17 protein-coding genes are annotated in these 18707 nt (G+C 60.0%); 11 read left to right on the top strand and 6 right to left on the bottom strand.

Translation table 11 applies throughout. From position 1 onward, the window contains the following. Window positions 1-10 precede the first annotated feature (10 nt). Complete coding sequence (locus tag VSS37_RS05555) at window positions 11-3964, bottom strand: ribonucleoside-diphosphate reductase subunit alpha (protein ID WP_324693788.1); 3954 nt, start codon at window positions 3962-3964, stop codon at window positions 11-13. A 69-nt stretch (window positions 3965-4033) separates the two neighbouring features. Then, complete coding sequence (locus tag VSS37_RS05560) at window positions 4034-4330, bottom strand: hypothetical protein (protein ID WP_324693745.1); 297 nt, start codon at window positions 4328-4330, stop codon at window positions 4034-4036. Window positions 4331-4437: 107 nt separating this feature from the next. Here VSS37_RS05560 and VSS37_RS05565 point away from each other — a divergent pair, with 107 nt between their 5' ends. From VSS37_RS05565 to VSS37_RS05590, 6 genes are all read left to right on the top strand, one after another. Further along, on the top strand, window positions 4438-4659 hold the full coding sequence (locus VSS37_RS05565) for a hypothetical protein (protein ID WP_324693747.1): 222 nt from the start codon (window positions 4438-4440) through the stop codon (window positions 4657-4659). 4 nt (window positions 4660-4663) lie between these two features. Next, window positions 4664-5680, top strand: coding sequence for an AraC family transcriptional regulator (locus VSS37_RS05570; protein WP_324693749.1), 1017 nt, complete (start codon window positions 4664-4666; stop codon window positions 5678-5680). A gap of 101 nt (window positions 5681-5781) precedes the next feature. Beyond that, window positions 5782-6612, top strand: coding sequence for an NAD-dependent epimerase/dehydratase family protein (locus VSS37_RS05575; protein WP_324693751.1), 831 nt, complete (start codon window positions 5782-5784; stop codon window positions 6610-6612). After that, window positions 6609-7073 (top strand): DUF2269 family protein, encoded by a 465-nt coding sequence (locus VSS37_RS05580; protein WP_324693754.1) that lies wholly within the window; start codon window positions 6609-6611, stop codon window positions 7071-7073. The genes VSS37_RS05575 and VSS37_RS05580 overlap by 4 nt, the downstream gene beginning before the upstream one ends. Before the next feature lie 11 nt (window positions 7074-7084). Further along, a complete protein-coding gene (locus VSS37_RS05585; RefSeq protein WP_324693756.1) occupies window positions 7085-7672 on the top strand; it encodes a DUF4166 domain-containing protein in 588 nt (195 codons plus the stop codon). A gap of 156 nt (window positions 7673-7828) precedes the next feature. Beyond that, entirely contained in the window at window positions 7829-8773 is a 945-nt protein-coding gene (locus VSS37_RS05590) for a DUF808 domain-containing protein (RefSeq protein ID WP_324693758.1), read from the top strand. On the opposite strand, the gene VSS37_RS05595 is transcribed toward VSS37_RS05590, so the two are convergent. From VSS37_RS05595 to orn, 4 genes are all read right to left on the bottom strand, one after another. After that, window positions 8766-10778 carry a transglutaminase TgpA family protein gene (locus tag VSS37_RS05595; protein ID WP_324693760.1) on the bottom strand — a complete coding sequence of 671 codons (2013 nt, stop codon included), beginning with the start codon at window positions 10776-10778 and terminating at the stop codon, window positions 8766-8768. The two genes, VSS37_RS05590 and VSS37_RS05595, sit on opposite strands and share 8 nt — an antisense overlap. Beyond that, window positions 10771-11739 carry a DUF58 domain-containing protein gene (locus tag VSS37_RS05600; RefSeq protein ID WP_324693762.1) on the bottom strand — a complete coding sequence of 323 codons (969 nt, stop codon included), beginning with the start codon at window positions 11737-11739 and terminating at the stop codon, window positions 10771-10773. The genes VSS37_RS05595 and VSS37_RS05600 overlap by 8 nt, the downstream gene beginning before the upstream one ends. Next, window positions 11726-12661 (bottom strand): AAA family ATPase, encoded by a 936-nt coding sequence (locus VSS37_RS05605; protein WP_324693763.1) that lies wholly within the window; start codon window positions 12659-12661, stop codon window positions 11726-11728. The genes VSS37_RS05600 and VSS37_RS05605 overlap by 14 nt, the downstream gene beginning before the upstream one ends. 67 nt (window positions 12662-12728) lie before the next feature. Then, window positions 12729-13277 carry an oligoribonuclease gene (orn, locus tag VSS37_RS05610; protein WP_324693765.1) on the bottom strand — a complete coding sequence of 183 codons (549 nt, stop codon included), beginning with the start codon at window positions 13275-13277 and terminating at the stop codon, window positions 12729-12731. A gap of 52 nt (window positions 13278-13329) precedes the next feature. On the opposite strand from orn, the gene VSS37_RS05615 reads away from it, so the two are divergent. The 5 genes from VSS37_RS05615 to VSS37_RS05635 all read left to right on the top strand — a co-directional run bounded on the left by VSS37_RS05615 (window position 13330) and on the right by VSS37_RS05635 (window position 18697). Then, on the top strand, window positions 13330-14571 hold the full coding sequence (locus VSS37_RS05615; protein WP_324693767.1) for a M48 family metallopeptidase: 1242 nt from the start codon (window positions 13330-13332) through the stop codon (window positions 14569-14571). A gap of 16 nt (window positions 14572-14587) precedes the next feature. Further along, window positions 14588-14854: a hypothetical protein gene (locus tag VSS37_RS05620; RefSeq protein ID WP_324693769.1), complete on the top strand. Its 267-nt coding sequence runs from the start codon at window positions 14588-14590 to the stop codon at window positions 14852-14854. Between the two features lie 40 nt (window positions 14855-14894). Next, window positions 14895-15803 (top strand): ribosome small subunit-dependent GTPase A, encoded by a 909-nt coding sequence (gene rsgA, locus VSS37_RS05625; protein ID WP_324693770.1) that lies wholly within the window; start codon window positions 14895-14897, stop codon window positions 15801-15803. Window positions 15804-16104: 301 nt separating this feature from the next. Further along, window positions 16105-16617: a hypothetical protein gene (locus VSS37_RS05630; protein WP_324693771.1), complete on the top strand. Its 513-nt coding sequence runs from the start codon at window positions 16105-16107 to the stop codon at window positions 16615-16617. 97 nt (window positions 16618-16714) lie between these two features. Then, window positions 16715-18697, top strand: coding sequence for a transglycosylase SLT domain-containing protein (locus VSS37_RS05635; protein WP_324693773.1), 1983 nt, complete (start codon window positions 16715-16717; stop codon window positions 18695-18697). The last annotated feature ends 10 nt before the right edge of the window (window positions 18698-18707 follow it).

The raw sequence follows: 18707 nt of genomic DNA on the forward strand, positions 1-18707 counted from the left end.
TCCAGAATTCTTATTGGCAAGCCTCGCAATCAGGGTCAAGGATGGAGCACGCCTTCGGCGCTTCCGACCCAACCGCCACCAGACCGGCCACAGCTTTGAAGCCAACAGCCTCCTCGCTTTGGGGTGGCTCGTCGGTTGAGGTTTTTTCCGCCCCCGTAGCCCCCAAGGTGCGCAGGTAATACGTGGTTTTCAGCCCGCGCACCCATGCCAGCTTGTACAGGTTGTCGAGCTTGGCGCCGTTCGGCTCCTGCATGTAAAGGTTGAGCGACTGGCCCTGGTCAAGCCATTTCTGGCGGCGGCTGGCGGCTTCAACCAGCCAGCGGGCGTCAATTTCGAAAGCAGTGGCGTATTTGGCCTTGATGGCGTCCGGCACCCGGTCGAGCGGCTGCACCGAGCCGTCGAAATATTTGAGGTCGTTCATCATCACCTCATCCCACATGCCCAGTTGCTTCAAATCCTCCACCAGATACGGGTTGATCACGGTGAATTCGCCCGACAGGTTGGATTTGACGAACAGGTTCTGGTAAGTCGGCTCGATGGATTGCGACACGCCGCAGATATTGGAAATGGTTGCGGTCGGCGCAATCGCCATGCAATTGGAGTTGCGCATCCCCTGCCGTTTGATCAGGTTGCGCAAGCCATCCCAATCCAGCCGCTGGGTCTTGTCGACGATGAAATATTGGCCGCGCTCCTGCCCCAGCATTTCCAGCGAGTCGATCGGCAGGACGCCCTTGCTCCACAACGAACCTTCGTAGCTGGCGTAACGCCCACGCTCCGCCGCCATATTGCTGGAAGCGCGGATGGCGAAATAGGAAACCGCCTCCATGCTTTGGTCGGCAAACTCGACCGCCTCGGTGGAGGCATAAGCGAGGTTCATCTTATACAATGCATCTTGGAACCCCATGATCCCCAAGCCCACCGGGCGGTGGCGCAGGTTGGAGCGGCGCGCCTGCGGCACACTGTAGTAGTTGTAGTCGATGACGTTGTCCAGCATCCGCATTGCGGTGGTGACGGTGCGCTCCAGCTTGGCGATGTCCAACCTGCCGTCAATGACGTGCGCGGGCAGGTTGACGGAACCCAGGTTGCACACGGCGATTTCGCTGTCGTTGGTGTGCAAGGTGATTTCCGTGCAAAGGTTGGAGCTGTGCACCACGCCGACATGCTGGTTGGTGTAACGCACATTGCACGGGTCTTTGAACGTGATCCACGGGTGGCCGGTTTCAAACAGCATGCCCAGCATCTTGCGCCACAACACAACAGCCTTGACCTTGCGGTGCAGCTTGATCTCGCCGCGCGCCGCTTTCGCCTCATATTCAACGTAGCGCGCTTCAAACGCCTGCCCGCTCAGGTCGTGCAGGTCGGGCGCATCGTCCGGCGAAAACAGCGTCCATTCGCCTTCTTCCGCCACCCGCTTCATGAACAGGTCGGGAATCCAGTTGGCGGTGTTCATGTCATGGGTGCGGCGGCGTTCATCGCCGGTGTTCTTGCGCAGTTCGAGGAAATCCTCAATGTCGATGTGCCAGGTTTCGAGATAGGCGCACACCGCGCCCTTGCGCTTGCCGCCATTGTGCGCCAGTGCCGCCGTGGTCATGTAAGACTCATCTCCCTCCACGATCAAGTCAAACACAAACGGCAGGGTTGGCGTGGCTTCCACGCTACGCACCCGGCTGAACACACAGCCGTTGTAAGTCAACCAGTTGTGCTTTTCAATGGGCTGGCAACCCACCAGTTCAGCAATGCCTGAGACGGCAGGAATACGAATGTCGAATGCCTTGGTGACACCATTGAATTCAATCTGCGTACCGTCGGAACGGGTTCCGGTATGGGCATTGTCGCGCTCGCGGCATTGCCCTGCAGTAGGCACCCCCAGACGCAGGCACTGGTAACGCACCCCTTCCGCCAATTGACGTGAGGTGCTGGTGAAATAGATTTCCCTGCCCCGGCTGACGCCACCATCGGTTTCCAACAAGCCTTGCAGCAATGCCAAGGTTTGAGGGCGGGGCAAATGGCTGAAACGGCGGGCAATGCGCTTTTCACCCTGCACATTGTACAAATCGTCGTAGGTAAATGGCAGGGCAGCCTCGCCCGCACCAACAATACGCCCAGTCGTGCCATCACGCACTGCACCACGCCCACTTGCCCAGTGAATTTGCAGATACGAGTCACCCCGGCTGGTTTCCCAGCAATGGATACCTCGCACCGCCAGATAGCCACGCACGAATTGCAGGTGGGAATCACGTTGCGGATTGCCGGAAACCCCCCATTGCGCACCCTTTTTGGACAGATGGCCGTCACCCAGCAAAATACCGTACAAACGGGCATCGTCAGCATCAAAACCATCCACCATGACTGTTTCAGTCGGGATCACCTGGGCAACATAATCGCCTTTCTGCAATTGACCAGCTTCGACCCATGCAGGCTTGACCTTGCCTTTTGCCAGCCAGTCATGGGCACGGCTGTTGGCCTGTTCCATTGGCACACCGCGAATGGCGTAAAACGGATGCCCTGCTGTCACTTGCACAGATTCAATGGCATGTTTCACATCCAGCGCCACCATGGCGTCATGCTGGTTGTAAACCATGGCACGCCTGACTTCACGGTACGTGCCGCTGATGCCCAGCACCAGATCACCCGCCTTCACGTCCCGGATGGCCTTGACGCCATCAGCCGTATGGATACAGGTATCCGGTGCAAAACACTGATTGACCGCCACCGCCGTATCATTCGCCACCTTCAGGAATGGCACCACGCCCTGCGATTTGCCGTTGGTGCCCTTGATGTGCGCGCCCATGCCGCGCACCCGGCTCCAGTCGTTGCCCAAGCCGCCAGCGTATTTCGACAGCAACGCATTGTCCTTGATCGCGTTGTAGATGCCGTCCAAGTCATCGGAAACCGTGGTCAGGTAGCAGGAAGACAGTTGCGGCCGCAACGTGCCGGAGTTGAACAGCGTTGGCGTGCTGCTCATGAAATCGAAACTGGACAGCAGGTCGTAAAACTCGATGGCGCGTTCCTCACGATCCACTTCATTGATCGCCAGCCCCATCGCCACACGCATGAAAAACACCTGCGGCAATTCGAAACGGACACCATCATGGTGCAGGAAATAACGGTCATACAAGATTTGCAGGCCGAGGTAGGTGAATTGCAAGTCACGTTCCGGCCTGATCGCCGCACCCAGCTTGTCCAGGTCGTAGTTGCGCAGGTCTTCACCCAGACGTTCGACCTTCACCCCAGTCAGAATGGTTTTCCGGAAGATTTCCGGGTACAGCCCGGCCATTTCCACTTGCGTCGCCTCGGCTGCCCGCCCTTCCAGGAAGGTCAGCACTTCCCGGCGCAGGCTGTCCAGCAGCATGCGCGCGGCCACTTGGGAATAATTCGGGTCGCGGTCAATCAGCACACGGGTGCTGATGATCAGCGCGGTCGCCACTTCTTTCTCGGAAATGCCGTCGTACAGGTTGCGCATGGCGGCGTTCAGCACCTGCCGCGCATCCACGCCTTCCAGGCCGTCGACGGATTCAGCCACGATCTTGCGCAGGCGCTCCTCATCCAGCGGCTTCAAGTCGCCATTTGGGGTTTTGACATGGATGAGAAGTTCGGGACGTTTGCCTTTCTTCCTGGTTTTAGCCTCTTTTTCGGCACGCAGGCGGGAGCGCTCCTCGCGGTACAGCACATAGCTGCGCGCCACCTTGTGTTCACCCGCGCGCATCAGCGCCAGTTCCACCTGATCCTGGATGTCTTCGATGTGCACCATGCCGCCATCCGGGGTGCGGCGCAGCAGGGTTTCGATCACTTGCGCGGTCAGCTTGCGCACCGTGTCGTGGATGCGGGCGGAGCCGGAAGCCTGGCTGCCCTCCACATCCAGAAAGGCTTTGGCCATGGCGACCTGAATTTTGCTGCCGTCAAAATCGGTCACTTGCCCATTGCGGCGTATGACCTTACACGAACAGGGGTGAGTTTCTGGCATGGTGAACACGATGGAAGCAGGGGTGAAGGGTTTTAATTCCTGTATGCTGGCGGCTTGCATTTTTAATCCTCAAACAAGGCCGGAGTAGCTTGACAATGCCGGCAGAATATTGTTAGCCCAGAAGTGGATTTCTTCTAGGCAAATACTATAGGATGTGTTTTTATGGATGGTCAAGCACAACATATTGTCAAAAACCTGTGAACAGCCTGTGGATAACTGGAAGAAATCCAGCCTAGGTACGGTGTTGGCGCCAACCTGAATAAGGCGGAAAATTTTTTTCAACCGTAGACGGATTTTCCATTTCCTTTTTCGATAATTTTGCGAAACCAGCCACTTGCCACAACCACAGAAACCAGCGTCCGCCATGCATCCGCCTATCGGCAATAAGTGGCGGCATTGACAGATTCTATGTATGTCCGCCCAGCGGAATATGTTATTGGTAACGCATTCCATTGTTTTGAGAGTACATTCGCGTGAACAGGATACACCCCAACATAATCGCCGCCGCCAGTGTGCTGGTTGTTTCCCACCTGCTGACCGGGTGCGCGGAAGCGCCGCCAGCGAAGGAAGCTGGGAGCAAAAGCATCCAAGACATCGCCCAGGAAGCCATGAGTTCCACAGGCAAGTTAAGCAAGGAACAGATCAACGCCCTGATCCAGGCCAACGCCGCCTGCCGCCCCGACGACCAGCATTGACCCCATGCATACGCTCGCCACCTTGCTGATTGGCTATTCCGTATTCAGCGCCCTGTCGATAGGGATCATCCATTTCCGCTGTGAAAACTATAAAGGCCAGCTTTTCGCCCAAGCGATGGGGATCATCCTGCTGCTGATCCTGACCGGCCTGCAACTTAGCCACTTCTATGCGCTGCAATACGGCCTGGGTTCCCTCCACAACCCGCACTATCAGGTCATGCTGCTCGCGGTCGCCCCCGCCTTTTACCTGTTCAGCAAACCCTTGTTGCAGGCGCAAAACGGCCGGATGCTCCCGCAACTGCTGCATCTGGCCCCCGTGCTGGCCGCGCCGTTCCTACCGTTCCAACTGGCGCTGCCGCTGGCGTTTGCGATCGGTGCCGGTTACCTGTTGTGGCTGGCACGCAGCATTTACGCCCTGCGTGGGCAACGCAGCCGGTTCCGGCTGGAGCTTGGCATCCTTGGCACAGTCTTCGTCACCGCGCTGGTGGTGATGCTGCTGGGGCTGGGATTGCCATTGCTGGCGGAAAGCACCTTCTTCACGCTGTACGCCAGCGCCATCGGCGTCGCTTTCCTGCTGGTCAACATCACGCTTGGCATAGCCCCGCACCTGCCGACCGATGTCAGCGAAGCCGCCCGCGAAACCTATGCCGTCTCCACCCTCGGCAACATCGATTGCGACATGATGCTGGCGGAAGTGGAAGGGCTGATGCAGGAACGGGAGCTGTTCCGCGACCCCGACCTTGACCTGCCCGGCCTCGCCGAACAAATCGGCCTCAGCAGCCACCAGTTGTCGGAACTGATCAACACCCGTCTGGGCAAGGGCTTTTCCCGCTATGTGCGCGAATTCCGGGTGGAAGCGGCGGAAGACATGCTGCGGGAGGAACCGTCCGCATCCGTATTGTCGGTAGGGTTGAGCGTCGGCTTCACTTCACAGTCGAACTTTTATCAGGCGTTCCGCGAAATTACCGGCATGACGCCGGGGCAGTTCCGCAAGATCTGCCAACAATACGCCTCAGATTGATCTTTCCATAACAGGCAATTGTTCCTGTCCTATCAAACCGGAGGTTTTCCCGCCCGCCTGCCTGCATACTGTCGCCATCACAGCAGCACAGGAGGCACGGCATGAAAATACTGCTCACCGGAGCCAATGGCTTCATCGGCGGGCATATCCGGCAAGCGTTGGAACAGGCAGGCCATGAGATAACGCCAGTTTCCCGCCATTACGGCTTCGATTTCCAACGGATGCTGACGCCGGACGATTGGCTGCCCCATTTGCAAGGCGTGGACGTCGCCATCAACAGCGTGGGCATCATCGCCGAAACACGCGGGCAAACCTTCGCAACGTTGCACCATCACGCCCCCGCCGCCCTGTTCCGCGCCTGCGTCATGGCTGGCGTCATGCGGGTTGTGCAGATTTCCGCGCTCGGCGCTGACGAGCAAGCGTTCACCCCCTACCATTTGAGCAAGAAAGCGGCGGATGATGTAGTGCGCAGCCTGCCGCTGGAATGGTTCGTGCTGCGCCCGTCACTGGTGTACGGGGAAGGCGGCAAGAGTTCCACTCTGTTCCGTTGCATGGCCAGCCTGCCCATCATCCCGCTGGTGGGGGATGGGAAACAGCGCATCCAGCCAGTGCAGGCCAGAGATGTGGTGGCGACCGTGCTGCAATGCCTGCAAGCGGCTTCGGCGCGGCGCACGCTGGATGTGGTCGGGGCTTACCCGCTTACCTTCGTCGAATGGTTGCAATCCATGCGGCGGGCAGCGGGGAAAAAGCCTGCACTAACCCTGCCCATCCCCTTCGGCCTGATCATGGCCAGCGCCCATATTGGCCGTTTCGCCGCACCGATGCTGCACCCCGATAACTTGCGCATGTTGCAACGGGGCAATACCGCCGACGTACAACCGCTGGCCAAATTTCTCGGGCGCATGCCGCTGGGCGTGGGGGATGCGCCATGACCTACCTGACCCTGAAATACCTGCACATCCTCAGCATGGTGCTGCTGTTCGGCACCGGGCTGGGCAGCGCGTTCTACAAATGGATGGCAGACCGTAGCGGCAACGTGGCGCATATCGCCGCCACCAACCGGCATGTGGTGCTGGCGGACTGGCTGTTCACCACGCCGACGGTGATTTTCCAGCCCATCAGCGGTTTGTGGATGGCGCATCTGCTGGGTTATCCGCTGACGGCAACCTGGCTGGCGGCGAGCTTGGCGCTGTATGCACTGGCGGGCGCATGCTGGCTGCCGGTGGTGTGGCTGCAAATCAGGATGCGTGACCTTGCGGCGGCTGCGTCCATTTCCCAACAGGCGCTGCCTGCCCAATACTGGCGGTATGCGCGCATCTGGTTCTGGCTGGGCATCCCTGCATTTGCGGCGATGCTGGTGGTGCTGCTGATGATGGTTTTCAAACCGGCTTGAGGAGGCAAATAATGGACAACATACCCTTGATGCAGAAAGCGCTGGGCGCGCAGTGGGAACAATTGCCGCCCGGCTTGCAAGCGCACTACCAGCCCGGTGACAACCGCGATGTCGGGGCGCTGGACATTGATTACCCCGGCTTCATGCAGCCTTACCTGAGTTTCCTGCGGCTGCTGGGCGCACTGGTCAACCGGCGCGGCCAAGCTGTGCCGACCACGGTGGAAAAGTGGATGGAAGGCGACATCCAGCACTGGAAACGCACAATCACCTTCCCCGACGGCAAGGCCATCCTGTTCAGGACGCGCTGGACATACGCAGGCGGCAATGAGCTGATTGAATACGTCAGCCCGTTCATGGGCCTACGCATGGCAGTGCGGGTGGAGGACGGCCAACTGCATTACAGCGGCAGGCATCTGGTGCTGAAGCTGGGCGGCTTGCGGGTTCCGGTTCCCGAATGGCTGGTGCTGGGGCATACCACCATCGTTGAAACCGCGCAGGAGGAAGGCGGGTTTGCAATGGATTTCCGGCTGACACACCCGTGGCTGGGGCAGGTGTTCAGCTATGCGGGGCAATTCCGCACGGAAAGCACCGCAAGGTAGGCACTGCCTACCCCGGCTGGCCTGAGACAATGAATGGCGGGGTAATGCAAGCACCCCCCCCCCAATACGCCATTCCCCGGCATTAATAGACCCGTCCGCCGCCGCCGTGTAGCATACGCCCCCACACGATAATCCATTCCAAATCAGGAGCGTTGTATGGCCGGCGGCAGCCTTTTAGCCTTACTTGATGACATCACCACCGTTCTGGATGATGTGTCCCTCATGGCCAAAGTGGCCGCGAAAAAAACCGCAGGGGTGCTCGGCGACGATTTGGCACTGAACGCCGAACAGGTCGCAGGCATCCAGGCGGAACGCGAGTTGCCGGTCGTCTGGGCCGTCACCAAAGGCTCATTCCTCAATAAACTGATCCTAGTGCCGATCGCCCTGCTGTTGAGCGCCTTCCTGCCCTGGCTGATCACCCCACTGCTGATGCTGGGCGGCGCCTACCTGTGTTATGAAGGTTTCGAGAAAATCCTGCACAAACTGCTGCATGGCGGTGAGGAGGAGATCGATACGGAAGCCGAACTGCTACAGGTTTCACACAACCCCGAAGCGGACATGGTGGCATTCGAGAAGGAGAAGATCAAAGGCGCGATCCGCACCGATTTCGTCCTGTCCGCCGAAATCATCGTCATTGCGCTGGGCACGGTGAAAGACGCCTCGTTCCTCATGCAAGCCATCGTTGTGGCGGGCATCGCCGTCGTCATGACCATCGGCGTCTACGGGGCCGTGGCGGGCATCGTCAAGCTGGATGACGCTGGTTTTTATTTGCTGCGCGACAAGGCATCCGCCTTCAAACAGGCGCTGGGGCGCGGCTTACTGGCGTTTGCACCGTGGCTGATGAAAGCCCTGTCAGTGGTCGGCACCGCCGCCATGTTCCTGGTCGGCGGCGGCATCCTGTTGCACGGCATTCCGCATTCACATGAATTCCTGCATGGCGCGGAACTGTTCGTGCAGCAGGTTGGCGGGATTGGCGGCTTGCTGGCGGCGATCACGCCAACCCTGCTCAACGGCCTGTTCGGCGTTCTGGCTGGAGCCGTGACGCTGGCGGTAGCGGTGCCGGTCTCCAACCTGATCAGCAAGTTCCGCCAACCTAGTTGAGCTTGCCCAGCAAGACCTTGAGCTTGCGGGCGGCATTGCGCCCGTCCATGGCGTCTGGCGCATAGCAGACGCTTTCATACACCCGGGTAAATTCGTGGATGACACCCGCCAGCTTTGGCAGGGCGGCGGCGGCTTCGGCGGCGAAAGCGCCCGGCGTATCGCCCGGCTCCCGCTGCACGCCCCGTTTCGCCAGGGCGGCGCAGAATTGCCGGTAAAGCCGGTGTTCCAACGCCTCCTTCGCTTGCCGCCGCGTCATGCCCAGCAGCACCAGCCAGCCCAGTGCAATCGCCCCAAACACACTACCGGCCAGCAGCGCCACTTTCGCCACTGACAGGCTCCCCAACAGGGCTTTCAACAGTTCGGCTTGCTGGGCGCTGTCATACCCCAGCACCCAGCGCCGCCAGCCATACTGTACGGTGTCCAGTTGCTGGTTGAGTGTGTTCAGCCAAGCAATCTTGCGGACAGAAAACACCGAATCCGCCAGAAAACTGCCTTCCGCCCGCACCGCCGCCTCCAGCCCTTGCTCAGTGCGGCTAGGCGCGACCACCGTGGTCGGGTCAACCCGCACCCAGCCGCGCTCCGGCAGCCAAACTTCCGCCCAGGCGTGGGCATCATACTGGTGGACTGCCAAATATTGCCCCGTTTCATTCCATTCGCCGCCCTGATAACCGACCACCACGCGCGCCGGGATTCCCGCCGCCCGCATCAGGAAAACGAAACTGCCTGCGTAATGGGCACAAAACCCACGTTGCGAATCGAACAGAAAAGCATCGATGGTGTCCCGGCCACCCAAGGTCGGCGGGTTCAGGGTGTATTCGTAGCCCAGCGAGCCGAACCGGGCCAACACCTTGTCAATGTACGCCTGTGCCGCGCCAGTTTCCCGCCACAAGCGTCCGGCCAGCTCGCGGCTGCGCGGGTCGCTGTTGGCTGGCAGCTCCAACGCCAATGAACGCATCAACGGATCCAGCGCCAGGTCGCGCTGCGCCTGCGGGTAGCTGACCGCCTTCAGCAGGAACGGTGCCTGCAACACCTCCCGCGCCATCACCCGGTAATCGGCACCTTGCAGCACATCCCCGCTGACCTCGACCGTGGGCGTGAGGGTAAACAGCCACGGCTGGCCGGTTTTTTCATACACGGCTTCATAAGCCACCGCCTCGCCTGGAGTCCGAATCTTGTCCGGGCTCCAGCGGAAACTGGTCTGCAAAGCCCCTGCCACCTGAGTCGCGTCATAATCTTGCTCAAATTGCCGCCATTCACGCCCATCGAAATGGTTGAACACCAGCCCGCGCCAATAGAGCTCACTCTGTTCCGGACGCTTGCCTTGAAAGCTTACCCGGAACGCCAGCTCATCCGACTTGCCGAGCTTCTCAATGTCGCCCGGAGCCATATGGTCGGAAACCCCAGTTTTGGCCTGGACATGGGATAACGGCAATGACCACAGCGGCGGCAAGCGTGGCGCAAACACAAAGATCGCCGCCATCAGCGGCAGGCATTGCAACAGCATCACCAGCGCCAGCCGCAAGTTGAAACGCACATTCTGCGCCGTGGAAAACTCCGTCACCGACTGTTGCACCCCGACCAGCGCCCCGGTCAGCACCACCATCGACAACGTGCCATACAGCGCCGCCAGCATCGATTGCGTATACAGGAAATGCAGCGCCACCAAAAAATAGCCGATAAAAATCACCACAATCGCGTCCCGCCGCTGCACCACTTCCAGCGACTTGAACGCAAACCCCAACAGCAACAGGCTCGCCATCGCATCCAACGATGGAAATTGCAGCCCGCTCAACAGCAGCCCTCCGCCCCCCAGCAACACCAGCACCAGCTTGGTCACATTGCCCGGCTGGCTGGCCAGCCCCGCCAGCACCCGCAACCGCCAGCCCGCCGCGAACAGCAGCACCGGAACCAGCCACACCGGCAGGTCAAACACGAACGGCAGCATCACCGCCAGTTGCGCCGCCAGCAGCCAGATCATGCCGGTATAGGTGACCTGTTTAAACATCCGCGACCCCGAACAAGGCCAGCGCCTGCAAGCAACGCGCCTTGTGGGCTTCACCCTTGCCCGGCCCGACCAACGCCCCCGGCAGTTTCAGGCCAAACCGGCGCTGTTCCTGATGAAAGTCCAACACCCGGCGGCACAAGTGCGAAAGGCGCACCTCCACGCCCGGCATCGGCAGGTCATCCCAGTCCAGCCACAGGTCATGGCTGGCGTAATCGACGAACGTGCGGGTGTACAGCTCGCCCGTCTGGGCATATTTTTTCCAGTGGATGCGTTTGGGGGCGTCCCCCTGCCGATATTCGCGCACACCGCTGAAATCGCTGCTGCCACCGGCAATTTCCACCCCGTCCCCAAGCATGGCGTTGTGGTCGCCGCCGCCGGGCTGGAACGCCTTGTCAACCGGCGCGGGGTACACCAACCCCTGCGCCGCCGGGTACACATACGACCACGCCACCGCCAGCCCGGTCGGGTAACGGGTCGACACCCGCAGGCGCGGCGGCTGGAAACGGCCACGCGCACCGCTGGCGTGCGACAGCTTCACCCGCTGCGTCTGCGCCGTCACCAAGTTGGTTTGCGCCTGGTCTTCCCCCGGCCAATCAAGCTCGATGGCGAAACGGGGCTGTGGGCGGGTGCTGACCAACTCCATTTCCAGCACCGCCTTTTCCCCAACGAAGCAAGGCTCCACGCCGACAGTGGCCAGGGTCAAGCCCGCCAAGTTGCGCCAAGTATAGAAAATATTCAGCAGCAGCATTGCCAGCAGCCAGAAGCAGATGCTGTACACCAGTGAATTTTGGAAATTGACGCCCAGCAGGAACAGCAGGGCGATAATGGCCAGCAACCCCAGTGCGGTTTTGCTGGGGACGATGAAAATCCTGTGCTGGCTGAGGGTGATTTCCCGTGCGGGGGCAAAGCGCCCTTGCAACCAGCCGTCCAGTTGCGCCCGCCACGCCTCAACCATGGCCATTCCCCACCACATCCACCTTGGCAAGAACCTGGCGGGCAAGCTGTTCACCCTGCGCTTCCTGCCTGCCGATGATGCGGTGCCCGGCGACAGCGGCGAACACTGCCTGCACATCTTCCGGCAGCACATGCCCGCGCCCTTGCAGCAACGTCCAGGCTTGCGCGCTTTTCACCAGCGCCAGCGCGCCGCGTGGCGACAGGCCCAGGTGACAGACATCCGGCTGCCGGGTGCAGGCGATCAGGCGTTGCACGTAATCCAGCAGCGTATCGCTCATTTTCACCTGCGGAACCAGCGCTTGCAGCGCCTTCAGGCGGCTTTCGTTCAGCACCTGCTGCAAGCTGGCCAGCAACACCCGGCCATTACGCCCTTGCAACAGGCTACGCTCCGCCGCCGGGTCGGGGTAGCCAAGCGAAATCCGCAGCAGGAAGCGGTCAAGCTGCGATTCCGGCAACGGAAAAGTGCCCGACTGGGTTTGCGGGTTCTGGGTGGCGATCACGAAAAATGGTGCAGGCAGCGCATGGGTGACGCCATCCACGCTGATCTGGCGCTCTTCCATCGCTTCCAGCAGCGCGCTCTGTGCTTTGGGGGTGGCGCGGTTGAGTTCATCGGCCAACAGCACTTGGCTGAAGACAGGGCCTGGATGAAAGCGGAATTTGCCTGCTTGCGGTTCAAACACCGACGCGCCGATCAGGTCGGCGGGCAACAGGTCGCTGGTGAACTGGACGCGCTTATATTCCAATCCACAAACCTCGGCGAGCGCATGCGCAAGGGTGGTTTTGCCCATACCTGGCAGGTCTTCCAGCAACAAATGGCCGTTGGCGAGCAGGCAGGCAAGTGCGAGTTTGACCTGCTGTTCCTTACCGTGGATGACCTTGTTCAATTGGGCAAGCGTAGCCTGGATCAACTGGGGGGCCGCGATTGTCATCGTTTTTATCCGTTATTGTTATAATTTGGGGTGCGTGGATGACTGTACACAATGGCGGGCGGCTTGCCTACTCCAGCCGGATGAAATGCTCCCGGTAGTATTTCAGTTCCTCAATCGAGTCGCGGATGTCGTCCAGCGCCAGATGTTTGGAATCCTTCTTGAACCCGTCCGGCAACCCTGGCCGCCAGCGGCTGGCCAGCTCTTTCAGGGTGCTGACATCCAGATGGCGGTAGTGGAAAAACTTTTCCAGCTCCGGCATGTGGCGGGCGAGGAAACGCCGGTCTTGGCAGATGGTGTTGCCGCACATCGGCGATGCGCCCGGCGGCACATATTGCCTGAGGAATTCCAGCGTGGCCTGTTCCGCCCCAGCCTCCGTCCAGGCGCTTTCCCGCACCCGCTGGACCAAACCGGAACCGCCGTGCTGGCGCTGGTTCCAGTCATCCATCGCCGCCAACGCAGCGTCCGGCTGATGGATGGCGATGACTGGCCCTTCCGCCAGGATATTCAAATACTTGTCGGTGACGATGGTGGCGATTTCGATAATGGCGTCATTGAATGCGTCCAGCCCGGTCATTTCCAGATCGATCCAGATCAAATTTTCCTGATGAATGCCCATTCGGTTACACTTGCCTGATACTTTAGGGAATCAGGACTATAACAGAAACACCATGCAAACCTTCACTTACATCTTTTTGGCGTTCCTGCTGGCGTCGACGCTGACGCAACTTTACCTGTCGCTGCGGCAAAAACAGCATGTCAGCCAGCATCGCAGCAGTGTGCCCGCCGCCTTCGCCGACCGGATTTCCTTGGTAGAGCACCAGAAAGCCGCCGATTACACCCTCGCCAAGGGCAGCGTGGGGCGGATTGAGCTGCTGGCGGGCGTGTTCATCCTGCTGGCGTGGACGCTGGGCGGCGGCCTGGAGTGGCTCGACCGCCTGTGGCGCAGCTTCGGCTGGAGCGGACTGTATGCAGGCGCAGCCGTGATCATCAGCAGCATGCTGATCGGCAGCCTGCTGGATTTGCCCGCATCGCTGTACCGCACGTTTGTGCTGGAGGAACGTTTCGGCTTCAACAAGATGACCGCCGCCACCTACGTTGCCGACCTGCTGAAAGGCGCGGCGCTGATGCTGGCGATTGGCGTGCCGCTGATCATGCTGATCTTGTGGCTGATGGAATCCGCAGGCGGCCTGTGGTGGCTGTATGCCTGGGCGGCGCTGACGGCGTTTTCCCTGCTGATGACCTGGGCCTATCCCAAATTCATTGCCCCCCTGTTCAACAAGTTCAGCCCGCTGGAAGCAGGGGAAGTCGCCGACCGCATCAACGCCCTGCTGACGCGCACCGGCTTCAACAGCAAGGGCGTGTTCGTGATGGATGGTTCGCGCCGTTCCGCCCACGGCAACGCCTATTTCACCGGCTTCGGCAAAAACAAGCGCATCGTCTTTTTTGACACCCTGCTCAAGCACCTGACCCCGGCGCAGGTGGAGGCAGTGCTGGCGCATGAACTGGGCCATTTCAAGCGCAAGCACATCGTCAAGGGCATGGCGCTGTCCATGAGCCTGACGCTGGCGGGCTTCGCCCTGCTGGCTTGGCTGATGCGGCAGGAATGGTTTTATGCCGCGCTTGGCGTCAGCCAGCCGTCCACTTACATGGCGCTGCTGCTGTTTATGCTGGTCAGCCCCGTGTTCACTTTTTTCATCGGCCCGGTGATGGCCTGGTGGTCGCGCAAGCATGAATTTGAGGCGGATGAGTTCGCCGCAAAACAATCCAGCGGCACGGAACTGATTGCCGCCTTGGTGGGTCTGTACAGGGAGAACGCCAGCACCTTGACGCCTGATCCGTTATACTCGGCGTTCTACGACTCGCATCCGCCAGCAACGATACGGATTGCGCATTTACAACAACAAACCTGACAAGACGAGTAGTGAAATGAAACCTGTACTCATCCTTTGCTCCGGGCTTCTGCTGACGCAGGCTGTATGGGCAAATGACCCAGACTCCGTCACGCAGTTCACCAGTTCAGCCTGCAACACGCCTGAACTGACCGACCCCGCCACCTCGGGAATCACTAACCGCGCACAACTGGACAAAAAAGTGCGCAGTTGCGACCTGGACAACCACATCTACTGGTATGAAGACCAAATCCAGGACATCGTCGCTTACATCGCCCAAAAGTATTACCACAACTTCCAGTAATGGGTGTGCAGCCAGCCGTTTTCCGTCAGAATAGGGATGTATGACGGAAAACACCCCACACCTTGCATCCTCCGGCGACGGGCAGGTCATTACCCGCTTTGGCGCTGAATTCCTGATTGAAACCAGCGAGGGCGAAGCCATACGCTGCACCGCCCGCCGCAAACTTGACCATCTTGCTTGCGGCGACCGCGTCAGATGGGAGCGGCAGATGCAAGGCAACGCCGCCGTCACCGCCATGCTGCCGCGCAAAAATGTGCTGGAGCGCCCCGATTTCCGTGGCAAACCACGCGCCATCGCCGCCAACGTCGACCTGTTGATCGTGGTGGCCAGCTGGCAGCCTGCGCCAGTCTGGGAAATGCTTGACCGTTACCTGATCGCCGCCCGCCGTTTGCCCGCCGATGTGCTGCTGGTGATGAACAAGGCCGATTTGCGCAGCACCCACGCCACCCAAGAAGCGGAAACCTGCCTGCACGAATACGGGCGTATCGGTTGCCCGGTGCTGCACGTATCGGCAGGGCAGCCACAGGGGATAGACGCCATCCTCAACGCCATCGGCGAACGCACGGCCATCGTGGTCGGCCAGTCAGGCGTTGGCAAGTCGTCCATCGCCGCCCAATTGCTGCCGCACACCGACATCCGCATCGGCGCAGTCGCCGACACTGGCGAAGGCCGCCACACCACCACGACCGCCACCCTCTACCGCCTGCCCGCCAACGGCACGCTGATCGATTCGCCGGGCGTGCGCGATTTCGGCCTGACGGGCCTGGATTTCGCCACGCTGGAAGCCGGATTTCCCGAGTTTCGCCCGTTTCTGGGTGAATGCCGCTTCCACAACTGCACCCATAACCATGAACCCGGTTGCGCCATCAAGGCGGCTGCCAACGTCGGCGACATTCCACCGCAACGATTTACCCGCTATCAAAGCCTGTTGGCTGGGTTGCCCAGATAAGTCACAACCACATCCTTCATACCCACCATAAGCCGTCGTATTCCCGCCACTCCTCCAACTCAACTCGCCGCATATCAGGGAGGCAGCCCATATTCATTCGTTGTTTAGGCGCAACGGAACTATAATGCCCGTATACAAATCCAAAATAAGGCGACAAGAAAAAGCGGTTGTTTTTCAGAAAAATTTCCTTCAAAGTGATGACTGTCACTTTTGGGTTAATAGCTTTCAGATAAAGTCAAGCACATAATTGATTGGTTTCCCTGGGATTCACCCTATCCAGCACCAAGAAAGAGGTAACAACATGAACGTCCATCAACTGCATCTGCCGGATAATATCCACGCCAACTTCCAGGAATGCATCCCCTGCGAGTCGTCCCCCCACCCAGAAACAGCGTGCTATTGGCCCAAAGTCAAGATGCGCCGCCTGCGCCTTCCCAGCATGCCGGAAGAGCGCTTGAGCATCGAAATCTCCAACCCATGGCCTGATCTGGTCTTGCGCCATGTCAAAATCGCCTTCCTGTCCGCCAACCCCAACGCCCACCTGAAAAACGGCAGCCCGGCTGTCAAATTTGCCCCCACCCACGGCATCGAATTTGGCGACATCGCTTACCGTAGCAGCAAAGATGGCCAAACCAACAGCGTCATGCGCGACATCATCATGATTGAAAGCCAGAGCAATGACGAAGGCCGCCAGATTTATGCAGGCGTCTTTTTCACCGCCTATGACAAGGATGGTGCCGTCAAACACTATGGCTACCTGTTGTTCAGAAGCAATTTTCTGACCGTGGATGAAACTTTTGACAAGGCTGCCTGACAGTTTCATCCACATACCCATATACATGGCATTATTTGAATAACTTGCAGCACTTATGAGATTCTTGGCACATGACTGACAATTATGACCTGTGCCCATGAGCCGATTGTTGCTGCCCATTATTTGTTGCGCGTTGTTCTGCATTCCGCCTTCCTGCGCCGCTGCCACACCTGAAAACCAGCGCGCGCTGTTCCAGCGGGCCTACGCCGATTTGCAAGGCGGCAAAACCGACAGTTTCACAACGTTGCCTACCGACCTGAAAACCTACCCGCTATACCCTTGGCTGGAGTACGCCTACCTCAACCGTTTTTTTGACAACGCCCCCGACACCCAAATACTGGATTTCGCCCTGCGCAACCCCAACTCCCTCATGGCTGACAGCCTTTACATACAACTGGCCAAACGGCTGGCGGCCAAACAGGATTGGCGGCAATTGCTGGCCTCCATCCCCGCCGACCTCGATGACACTGACACCCAATGCTACCGCGTCCAAGCGCTAGCGGCGTCCGGACGGCAGCAGGAAGCGCTGGCAAGCGGCAAACAGACCTGGATGACGATCGACAAAGCCCTTTCCAACGCCTGCCAGCCGGTCACAACGCTGTTACGCAACCATTCCCTGCTCTCCACCGAGGACTATTGGGAACGCATCCGCGCCGCCATCGACAAGAACCAGACCACCCTGGCGACCCAACTGGCCGCCGACCTGCCGCCGGAAATCAGCGCCACCGTCGCTGTCTGGATACAGATACGCCGCGACCCCGCCTCTGCCTTGCCGACCGCTTTCCAACAGGCCGACACGCCTTACCTGCGCGAAACGCTGGCTTTTGGCCTGGAGCGCCTCGCCCGCAAGCAACCGGAAAGCGCCGAATCCCTATGGCTGCAAGCCCGGCAGAAATTCAAATTCACCCCGGAAGAATCTGGCCGGGTGGAAAGCGCCCTTGGCATGTATCAGGCATTGCGCCATGACTCCGCCGCGCTCGCCCGGCTGGCGGCGATCCCCGCCGAACACCGCACCCAGGACGGCAACCTGTGGCTGGCGCGGATGGCCGCCCGTTACGGCGACTGGGAAAAGCTGCTGGACGCCACCCGCCAACTCAAATTTGACGACCCCCGCGACGCAGCGGGCTGGCACTATTGGCAGGCAAGGGCGCTGGAGCAAACCGGCAAGCAGCGCGAAGCCGCCAGCCTGTACGCCAGCATTGCGCCACAAGCCAGCTTCTACGGTTTCCTCGCTGCCGACCGGCTGGGGCAGGGCTACAGCAGCCTGCAAGCCGCCCCGGTTGACCGCAGCCAGCGGGTCGCTGGGTTGCAGAAACTGGCCGCCATCCAGCGCGCTTTCGAGTGGTTTGCGCTGGGCGAGCGCGCCCAGGGGCGCAAGGAATGGTTCCGCATCCTCAAGCAGGCGGACAAGGAAGGCATGCTGGCCGCCGCCGACCTCGCCACCCGCGCAGGCGACCCGAACCTGGCGATCTGGACCATTTCCCGCGCCAAGGAATGGGATGAAACTTACCTGCGTTTCCCGCTGATCCATACCGACTTGGTGCAAGAGCAGGCGCGCAACAACGGCTTGCAACCGGCCTGGATACTGGGCGTCATGCGCCGTGAAAGCGCTTTCGACCCCAATGCGGAATCCCCCGCCAATGCGCTGGGCCTGATGCAGCTGATTCCCCCGACCGCCCGTCATGTCGCCCGCAAACTGGGCCTGAACATCAACGGCAAGGACGACATCCTGCAACCCGCGACCAATATCCAGTTGGGCAGCGCCTACCTGCGCGACATGTTGGGAAAATTTTCCGGCAACTACGCGTTGGCCACCGCCGCCTACAACGCCGGCCCCGCCCGCCCGCCACAATGGGCACCGGAAAGCCTGATCAACGCCGACCAATGGGTGGAAAGCATCCCCTTCACCGAAACCCGCGACTATGTGCAGGCGGTCATGACCTACACCACCATCTACGACTACAAGCTCAACGCTGGCAAAGGCCGCCGTTTGTCCGAACGCCTGCCGCCGGTTCCGCCTGCCACGCCACCTGCCGCCACCGCGCAGGCGGCCACGCTTCCCACCGCCAAACCGGACTGAATGGTGACGG

The sequence above is a fragment of the Candidatus Thiothrix phosphatis genome, assembly GCF_035668035.1.
Lineage (GTDB): Bacteria > Pseudomonadota > Gammaproteobacteria > Thiotrichales > Thiotrichaceae > Thiothrix > Thiothrix phosphatis.

Coding starts and splice junctions, on each gene's coding strand:
- VSS37_RS05575 (WP_324693751.1), top strand. CDS start 5,782: ATGAAAATACTGCTCACCGGAGCCAATGGCTTCATCGGCGGGCATATC.
- VSS37_RS05620 (WP_324693769.1), top strand. CDS start 14,588: ATGAAACCTGTACTCATCCTTTGCTCCGGGCTTCTGCTGACGCAGGCT.
- VSS37_RS05570 (WP_324693749.1), top strand. CDS start 4,664: ATGCATACGCTCGCCACCTTGCTGATTGGCTATTCCGTATTCAGCGCC.
- VSS37_RS05615 (WP_324693767.1), top strand. CDS start 13,330: ATGCAAACCTTCACTTACATCTTTTTGGCGTTCCTGCTGGCGTCGACG.
- VSS37_RS05635 (WP_324693773.1), top strand. CDS start 16,715: ATGAGCCGATTGTTGCTGCCCATTATTTGTTGCGCGTTGTTCTGCATT.
- orn (WP_324693765.1), bottom strand. CDS start 13,277: ATGGGCATTCATCAGGAAAATTTGATCTGGATCGATCTGGAAATGACC.
- VSS37_RS05590 (WP_324693758.1), top strand. CDS start 7,829: ATGGCCGGCGGCAGCCTTTTAGCCTTACTTGATGACATCACCACCGTT.
- VSS37_RS05555 (WP_324693788.1), bottom strand. CDS start 3,964: ATGCCAGAAACTCACCCCTGTTCGTGTAAGGTCATACGCCGCAATGGG.
- VSS37_RS05560 (WP_324693745.1), bottom strand. CDS start 4,330: ATGGCGGACGCTGGTTTCTGTGGTTGTGGCAAGTGGCTGGTTTCGCAA.
- VSS37_RS05585 (WP_324693756.1), top strand. CDS start 7,085: ATGGACAACATACCCTTGATGCAGAAAGCGCTGGGCGCGCAGTGGGAA.
- VSS37_RS05595 (WP_324693760.1), bottom strand. CDS start 10,778: ATGTTTAAACAGGTCACCTATACCGGCATGATCTGGCTGCTGGCGGCG.
- VSS37_RS05600 (WP_324693762.1), bottom strand. CDS start 11,739: ATGGCCATGGTTGAGGCGTGGCGGGCGCAACTGGACGGCTGGTTGCAA.
- VSS37_RS05580 (WP_324693754.1), top strand. CDS start 6,609: ATGACCTACCTGACCCTGAAATACCTGCACATCCTCAGCATGGTGCTG.
- VSS37_RS05630 (WP_324693771.1), top strand. CDS start 16,105: ATGAACGTCCATCAACTGCATCTGCCGGATAATATCCACGCCAACTTC.
- rsgA (WP_324693770.1), top strand. CDS start 14,895: ATGACGGAAAACACCCCACACCTTGCATCCTCCGGCGACGGGCAGGTC.
- VSS37_RS05605 (WP_324693763.1), bottom strand. CDS start 12,661: ATGACAATCGCGGCCCCCCAGTTGATCCAGGCTACGCTTGCCCAATTG.